Below are 7,894 nucleotides of genomic sequence, written 5' to 3'. Positions count from 1 at the left end.
CTCCAAAGGTAATTGCGGAAATGGCGAGTGCGGAGGCCCCGAGGAAATCGCGGCGCCTGGCGTCGAAGGCGTTATGGGTCATATGGATGTCGGTCTGATGAGACTTGGATGCGGGAACGCGACCAAGCATAAAGGCTCAATCGAGCTTCTTTTGATTGAGGAAAGTGGACACCAGGCCGGCGATCTGCACGTTGTTCAGGTCGGACATGATGAAGTGCGTGTTTCCGCGGATGCCCACCTCAGGTAGGTGCACCAGCCTGGCATCGCCCCCGTGTTTATTGAGTGCGTCGACCCACATTCGCGCCATCGCAAGCCGCACGCGCCAGTTGTCCTGGCCTCGTTCGGTGGTCGGCTCCGATGGGAAATTGTCGCCGTAGTAGATGACGATAGGGATTCTCGTCAGCTTATCGAAGTCTTCGGCCGAAACAACTTCAGGCGCGAGCGTCCCTGCCGCACTGGGCATCGCAGGGGGAAGCTCTCCCTGCGGGAAGATGAATCCGCTACCAGGCTCAAATGCAACGATAGCTTTAACGTTCTGCGTCTTGACGGCCGTCARCCAGCCAGGGCCTCCGCCCTGCGAGTGTGTAAAGAGAATTGCGGGGCCGGTTTTCTTCAGCAAAGCTGCCATCGCGTCTGAAATCACACCAGCGTCGTAGGGGCCGGTACTGGGCGTGACGGAGCGGAAGAATTGGTTGAGAGTCTCCGGCGTGTGGTCGAACTGCACGTTCTCGAAGTATGTCGGCCATTTACCAATTCGGAACTGGTCAAAGAAAAGCTGATCGTTCGGCGTAGGAGCGACAGATGCTGCAACCGTGCTATTCCCCGCGCGCCCTCGGCGCGGCTGGTCGACTAAATAGACCGGGAAGCCGCGACGTAAGAACAAGGTCTGGAAGCCCTCACGGCCATCCGACGTTGTTTCCCAGCTGCGCGCTGACTGAAATGCCCCGTGCAGCATGACGATGGGCAAAGGCCGCGGATTCAAAGGCACTTGGTAGAAGGCGTAAAGGTGGTCGCCATGGAAGCTCTGTCCCGCAGACGTCGGATTATTGTTATCGAAGCTACCCGGTGTCTTTAATACCGTGCCACCGATTGCAAAGCTCCCTTGGGATTGAATCGTTATAGCACCAATGGCGACGTTACCGGCACCATTTGACTTGGTCGCGCACCCAGCGACAAGAGTTGTCATGGCGGCGGCAGCCGCCATCAGGATTCGATTGATGTTCATGTTTATCCTTTCGATGCAGCGGCCAGGGCCTCGGTGAGTGCTTCGTGCGCACGGGCCCCAACCTCAGGGCTGACTTCGTCGGCCAGAGCCCGCGAAAGCTGACGCAATTGAGCGGCGGTCAACCCCACGCGCAGGCTTGCTCTCATGTGGGACCGCAACTGCGCCTCGGCGCCTGGTGTTGCTGCCAGTGCACCGACGGTCGCCAGCTCCCGGCTCTGCCAGTCGAGGTTGTCGCGCTCGAAGATATCGCCGAACAGGTGAGCCTGCAGGAACTGGTTGATAGCGGGTGCGAAGTCGAACACAGCGCCTTTTACAGGCCCGCCGGAAATCTCCGTCTGGTTCGCCTTACCGACCGCTATCAGATCGGCGCCTGTGGCAACCGGCCGGCCAGGCTCACGGCCCTGTGTGTCCGCGACATCGCGCTGCTTACGCAACTCCACCACCTTCAACAGTTCGCCAAGTGCGTTGAGACTTCTTGGAAAACCTGTGTAGGCATATAACTGAACCAGGATTTCCTTGGCTTCGTTGATGCTCAATCCTGCATCAAGGCCTTGATTCAGGACGGCGTTGAGTTTGGGCATATTGCTGCTCGCCTCGAACGCAGCGATTATCGGAATAGTGCGCTGTCGCGCCGACAGCGTGTCGGACGCAGGGAGCGTTCGAGGCTGGACTGCTATCGCCGGCGTCAGATCGGTACTGCGCACGGCTGAAAGGTATTCTTCATCGGTCACTTTGTTCTGCCAAGTGACCGCGACGCCGCCCTCCTTCTCCGCGATAGCTATGTGAGTCATCAGCCCATTGGGGCCCGCGCCATGCCAGTGAAATACATTCGCGGGAATGCTCACGACATCACCGGTTCGGATAATCCTGGCTGCCTGTCCCTTTTGCTGGACTAAGCCCTCGCCTGCTGTGACGATCAGTGTTTGCCCCAGTGGATGACTGTGCCAGGCAGTCCTGGCGCTTGGCTCGAAGCTTACTGTGGCGCCGCCGGCCTTGCCCGGTGGGGCTGCCTGGAACGGTGAGCTGATACGAGCGATACCCGTAAAGTTGTTCGGGCCTCCTGTGGCGACGGGTTGGGTTGATGTCGAACGTACTTCAATCACCGGCGCAGCCGCGGAAGCAATGGATTGTGCTTCAGCAGCCACCGCCACTCCGGACAGCGCGATGCAAAGGGAAAGTGATTTCATGAGAGCGCCTTTTGCTGTTGTGCCTGCCGCTCTCGCTGCGGCACGACAATCAGGAACCAGGAAACGAGCAGCCCTAAGCCAAGGAGCAACGCGCCGACATCCATAACCGCTGAAATACGATGCGCGAGAGCGGGGGCATCCTGCGCTTGTGTGGGTGCTGCGTTTGCAAAGACAAACACAAGCAGCGCAAGCCCCAGTGCTCCGCCAAGCTGGTGCGCCACGTTCACCAATCCTGACGCTGCTCCGGCATCCTTTTGAGCGACACCAGACACGCCAGCAGCAGTCAGAGGAGCCAGCAAAAGACCTTGTCCGAGTCCAATCAATAACATGGGCAGTGCGACACTGGTCCAGTAGCTAGACTCGGCATCGGCCTGACCGAGCCACACGAATCCAAGCAAGCCAATAGTAAATCCTGCAACTAGCAGAACTTCATTGCCGTAACGGCGGGCCAGTTTCGGTATCGCCATCGCAGACGCAAAATTCGGGAGTGTGACAGGTAGAAACGCCAACCCGGCTTGAATCGGACGGAAGTGAAGCACTCCCTGTAGGAATTGAGTCGAGAAAAACCAGAATCCCACGGCGCCGCCAAGAAACAGCATGCGGGCGAGATATGCCCCTGTCCGCTCCCGGCTAGTCAACAGGCGCAGAGGCAGAATGGGCTGGCTGACGTTCCGTTCGATGAATACGAAGGCAACGATCATCAACACACCGACAGCCAACGCTACCCGCACGAGGTGGTCACCCCAGCCGGAATCCGCGGCCCGGACAAAGCTATAGACGAGTGCGGCCATGCCCAGGGTGGAGCTGATGGCGCCGCTCAGGTCGAACTTTCCTGCTTGCTTCTGTGTCTCGCTGATGTGGCGGCGTGCCGCAACGATGAGGCAGGCGCCGATGGGCAGATTGATGAAAAAGCCCGCACGCCAGGAGACGAGGTCAGCGAAAAATCCTCCCAGGACCAAGCCCAGAGTGGCACCTACGCCGGCAGCCGCAGCGTACAAAGACAGTGCACGGGTTCGTTGGGCGCCCTCGGGAAAATTGGTGGAAAGAAGAGCTAACGTCGATGGGGCCAGCACGGCCGCACCGGCTCCTTGAACGGCTCTGGAGGTTAGCAGCCAGGTCACGGAAGGAGCGATACCAATCGCTACCGAGGCCAGCGTGAAGAGTGACAGGCCCAGAATGAACATCCGCCTGCGACCCAGTATGTCGCCCGCTCGAGCGCCCAGCAACAGCAGGCCACCAAAGGTCAGGGTGTAGGCATTAGTTACCCAGGACAACTGGGCTGAGGTAAAACCCAGACTGTGCTGGATGCGAGGGAGGCCCGTGATGACGATAGAAATGTCCACCACGATCATGAGGTAGCTGACCACGATGATGGCCAGCACCGTACCCTGATGGCGGTCAGACGAGCGCAGCGAGGCGAGGGTCATGGTGCACCTCAGATATCGAGCTTGCGCTCGGACATCCATTTGACGATAGATGGATCGCGGTGTGAGAAGAAGCTGCTCGTGTTGGTGTCGAGTGCCGCGATACGTGCCATGTCAGTGTCATCGAGTTCGAAGTCGAAGATGGCGATGTTCTCCGCCATCCTTTCCTTGCGGACTGTTTTGGCAAGTGCGACGATGCGCCGTTGAACGAGCCACCGCAGGACTACCTGGCCAACGGACTTTCCGTACCGCGCTGCGATTTCCACCAAAACTTCGTTCTCGAAGAGACCATTGCGGCCTTCAGCGAAGGGCGCCCATGCTTCGGCCTGCACGCCGATTTCTGCCATGAACGGAACTGCTTCCAGCTGCTGCTGAAACGGATTGACCTCGACTTGATTGACCGCCGGCGCAATCTCGTTGAACACCTTGATGTCCATCAGGCGGTCCGGATGGAAATTACTGACGCCGATGGCACGCAATTTACCGGCACGATAGGCGTCCTCCATTGCGCGCCAGGAGCCATGCACGTCACCAAACGGCTGGTGAATCAGATAGAGGTCGAGGTAATCGAGTTGCAAGCGGCGCAGGGACTTCTCGATTGCTTGCTGGGTTCGCTCATAACCGGTTTCCTGGACCCATAGCTTGCTGGTGACAAACAGCTGTTCGCGAGCGATGCCACTGGATTTCAATCCCTGGCCAACCGCCTCCTCGTTCATGTACGAAGCCGCGGTGTCGATGAGTCGATACCCGGATTCGATAGCGTCGACAACGCTACGTTGGCACAAGTTTGCGTCGGCGATCTGAAAGACACCMTAGCCAATGATCGGCATGTGCAGGCCATTATTAAGGACGACGTGTTGCATGTGGTTCTCCTCATAAGAAATCTGATGAAAAGAAGTGTAGGCCGCACTCTGACATCTGAATAGTGACAGGTAGGTTGATGAATTAGCATAAAATTGATGATAATGAGCACGCAGGGAGCCCAAAATGGCAATTAACGAACTCCGTTCCATCACAACTTTTATTAAGGCGGCAGAGTTGGGTAGCCTTCGCAAGGCGGCCTTGGCGCTGGGAATTAGTCCCCAAGCAGCAAGTAAGGCATTGGCCCAGTTGGAGGCGCATTTGGACGCCCGCCTCTTTCACCGTACCACGCGAGTAATGTCACTAACTGACGCGGGCCAGCGGCTGTTTGAGGACGTCCAACCATCGTTGTTAGGGATGCAACGGGCACTTCAAACGGCAAAGTCAGCCAAAGACGAATTTGCTGGCCCCCTTCGAATCACCGGTCCTCGAACGACGTTCCAACCCATTCTCTGGCGGCTGGTTGAAGAGTTTTGCGACACGTACCCGGGAATTCAGCCTGACGTACTCTTGGAAGACCGAATCGGGAACTGGGTGGAAGATCGGGTGGACGTAGGGTTCCGCCTGGGACCATCACCCCATGAAGGTGTCATCGCACGGCGTCTGTTCCCTGTGCAGATGCCCATCTGCGGCGCACCTTCATATTTCGAGAAACACGGTATTCCGGATTCTGTAACAGCCCTGGCCTCACATCGCTGCAGCGTGTACCGGCATCCGAGCACCGGAAAAGTGGTTCCTTGGCGGATAAGGCTGGGCGATCAGGTGGTCGACCAGCCAGTGGTCCCGGCGATTTACAGTAATGATGAGTTATTCGAATTACAAGCAGTTCTGGCTGGCAAAGTAATTGGTCAGCTTGCAGGCGTCACCGCTGCTCCGTTCATCCGTTCGGGCCAGCTGATTCCTATTCTTGCTGACCACATGCCAGATTACGCCAGCTACTTCGTCTATTTTGGAAGCCGATCATCGCAGCCAGCGAGGGCACGAGCGTTCATCGATCTTGCAGTTCGGCGGCTTGATGACAATTCTGAATACGTACTCAAGCACAAAGATTTGCAGCGCAACACATTATGATGGTGTGTTGCGTTGACAGATTGAATCCGCAGCTGTTCTCAGTCGACGGTGCGTTTGACTCATTTGACCGCCTCGCAGTAATCAGGTTGGAACGCGATACCAGATCGATCTACAGCAAACATCAAGTGCACCGGTTTGCGCATAACCGCCCCTATCACCTGAAGGAACTAGGTTACGCACACTGAGTGCCGCGGCTGTCGTGCAAGTCCACTCCAAACTTCTGAATAGCGAAGTCCAGGAAGCTGCGCAGCTTTGGCGTCATGCGCCGATCAGGGGTGCCTTCCACCGATTAACAGCAGTAGCCATATTCAATCGTCCGCGCCGCATACTGAGGATGCAATGCTGCCCGATATCAATCGCGCCCAAGCTGCGCGGATGGCTGGACGTAGCCCACCAGGTAGCTCTTGCCAGCCTCCAGCGACAATTCGTAGTGGCCGGGACTAATCTGTCGCGGCACGCCCATGCTGCTGTGTGGAGCCACCGCGCTAGTGAAGCGCAACACGCCTTGCCCGCCAGGCGCACTCACCTTGATCTCATTCACGCTCATCGAAACGGCGATATCGCCACGCGGCGTCGGCACTTTCCCTTCAATCCATTGAAGGCCGCCGAGATTCGGCTCGACCACATAGCTTGCATAACCGGGCTGCGTAGGCTGCACGCCCAGGTAGTATCGGCCCAACAGATACAGCGGGCTGGCACCCCAGGCATGACATAAACTCATGCCGAAGGCTTTGCCATACATGGCATACCGTTCCACTCCCTGCTGCTTGGGATCATACTGTTCCCAGAAGCAGGTGGCGCCCGCGCGCAGCATGCCGCCCCAGTAGTCCTTGATCTGGCCGGTAACGTAGGCCTGCTGTCCGCTTTCGGCCAGCGCCGCTAATTCATAAAACCGCATATACGGCGTGGTGATCTCGGGGATCTGGCCGTTCAGCAGCACGCTACGTTTGACCGCCTCCCGTTGCGCCGGATCGAGATAGCCGAACAGCAGCGCAAACATGTTCGGATGGCGGGTCACCAGCGTGTCCAGTTTGCCGTCTTTGCGGCGATGGATGAAGGCCTGGCGCTGCGGGTCCCAAAAGGTTTGCATGATCCTGGCCTTCAATTCCTGCGCCAATTGACGGTAACGCAGCGCGTGCGGCTCATCATGCACCAGTGTCGCGCTGTCGGCCATTGCTTCCAGGCTGCGCGCGAACAGCAACTGAATCACGGTCAGCTCGCCATCGGTCGGCATCTTGGCCCAGTCAACGAACACCCAGTCACCCGGCAGGCCTTCCAGCATGCCATCGGCGTTGCGGCGCGCCAGCACGAAATCCATCAGCGACACCATGCGCGGATAGATGCTGCGCACGAAAGCCTCATCGCCGGTGTAGCGGTAGTAGTCCTGGATGCCGATGAACCAGTACARCGAATAATCGAGGATGGTGTTGATGTGCATGTCCACCGGATCGGCGCCGCGCAACGCCCAGGCGGTGCGCTTGACGGCATCGCCATCGAAGAACGAGTAGTAGTTCATCAGGTAGGCCTGCAGCGCATCGCCGGACCACAACCAATGATCGCGCTTGACGCCATCGATGAAGAATTCGCGGGTATTCAGCTGCAGCGAACGCAGCGACACGTCCCAGATCCGGTTCAACTCCTCATCCGAACTGCGGAAGCTGCCGCGCTGCGTGAGCGGCAGATATTCATACATCAACGACACGTCGTCCACGCTCATGCCTTCGTCGAGCTGGATGTTCACGTAACGCATGGCGCGGGAATTGGTGGCGGTGAAATCGCCGGCACTGTGCACGCTATAGCGATCCAACGTTTCACAGGCGTCAGTAGCCTGCGCTTCCTCCAGGGATTCGCCGTAGTACAGCACGACCTTGCCGGTGCCCTGGAGGTTTTTCAGTTTGACGAAGCCGGTGGTCTCACGGCCGAAATCCACCAGCAGCCCGCGCGGGTTGCGCTGCATGCTCACGGCCGGCACCTCGCGGGTAGGCAACCGATAATGCGAGGGAGGGGTATCGGGAGCGTTGAAATTCCAGCTCGCGGCTTGAATAGGCGCACCATTCACCGGCTTGTAATGCGGTGTCGGTCCCAGCGTCCACGTAGCGTCCGAGCCGATGGTCTTGCCCCGCACC

Annotated in this window: 6 protein-coding genes; 1 reads left to right on the top strand and 5 read right to left on the bottom strand. The window is 58.1% G+C overall.

What is annotated here, in order from left to right:
* Window positions 1-136 precede the first annotated feature (136 nt).
* The 4 genes from AB4Z11_RS15780 to AB4Z11_RS15765 are packed head-to-tail and all read right to left on the bottom strand — an operon-like array spanning window position 137 to window position 4,699.
* Window positions 137-1,225, bottom strand: a complete 1,089-nt coding sequence (locus AB4Z11_RS15780; protein ID WP_442026197.1) for an alpha/beta hydrolase — start codon at window positions 1,223-1,225, stop codon at window positions 137-139.
* A gap of 2 nt (window positions 1,226-1,227) precedes the next feature.
* Window positions 1,228-2,412, bottom strand: coding sequence for a (R)-mandelonitrile lyase (locus AB4Z11_RS15775; RefSeq protein WP_442026196.1), 1,185 nt, complete (start codon window positions 2,410-2,412; stop codon window positions 1,228-1,230).
* A complete protein-coding gene (locus AB4Z11_RS15770) occupies window positions 2,409-3,839 on the bottom strand; it encodes an MFS transporter (RefSeq protein WP_442026195.1) in 1,431 nt (476 codons plus the stop codon). Before AB4Z11_RS15770 ends, AB4Z11_RS15775 begins: the two co-directional genes overlap by 4 nt.
* 8 nt (window positions 3,840-3,847) lie before the next feature.
* Window positions 3,848-4,699: an aldo/keto reductase gene (locus AB4Z11_RS15765; RefSeq protein ID WP_442026194.1), complete on the bottom strand. Its 852-nt coding sequence runs from the start codon at window positions 4,697-4,699 to the stop codon at window positions 3,848-3,850.
* 124 nt (window positions 4,700-4,823) lie between these two features.
* On the opposite strand from AB4Z11_RS15765, the gene AB4Z11_RS15760 reads away from it, so the two are divergent.
* Entirely contained in the window at window positions 4,824-5,768 is a 945-nt protein-coding gene (locus AB4Z11_RS15760) for a LysR family transcriptional regulator (RefSeq protein WP_442026193.1), read from the top strand.
* A 352-nt stretch (window positions 5,769-6,120) separates the two neighbouring features.
* Here the strand turns inward: AB4Z11_RS15760 and AB4Z11_RS15755 are convergent.
* A partial coding sequence (locus AB4Z11_RS15755; protein ID WP_442026192.1) for an alpha-L-rhamnosidase-related protein occupies window positions 6,121-7,894 on the bottom strand: 1,774 nt, incomplete at its 5' end.

It is taken from the genome of Pseudoduganella sp. RAF53_2 (assembly GCF_052113985.1).
Taxonomy (GTDB): domain Bacteria; phylum Pseudomonadota; class Gammaproteobacteria; order Burkholderiales; family Burkholderiaceae_D; genus Rugamonas.
The sequence above is the reverse complement of the archived record's forward strand: the minus strand, read 5'-3'. Positions and strand labels throughout refer to the sequence as shown.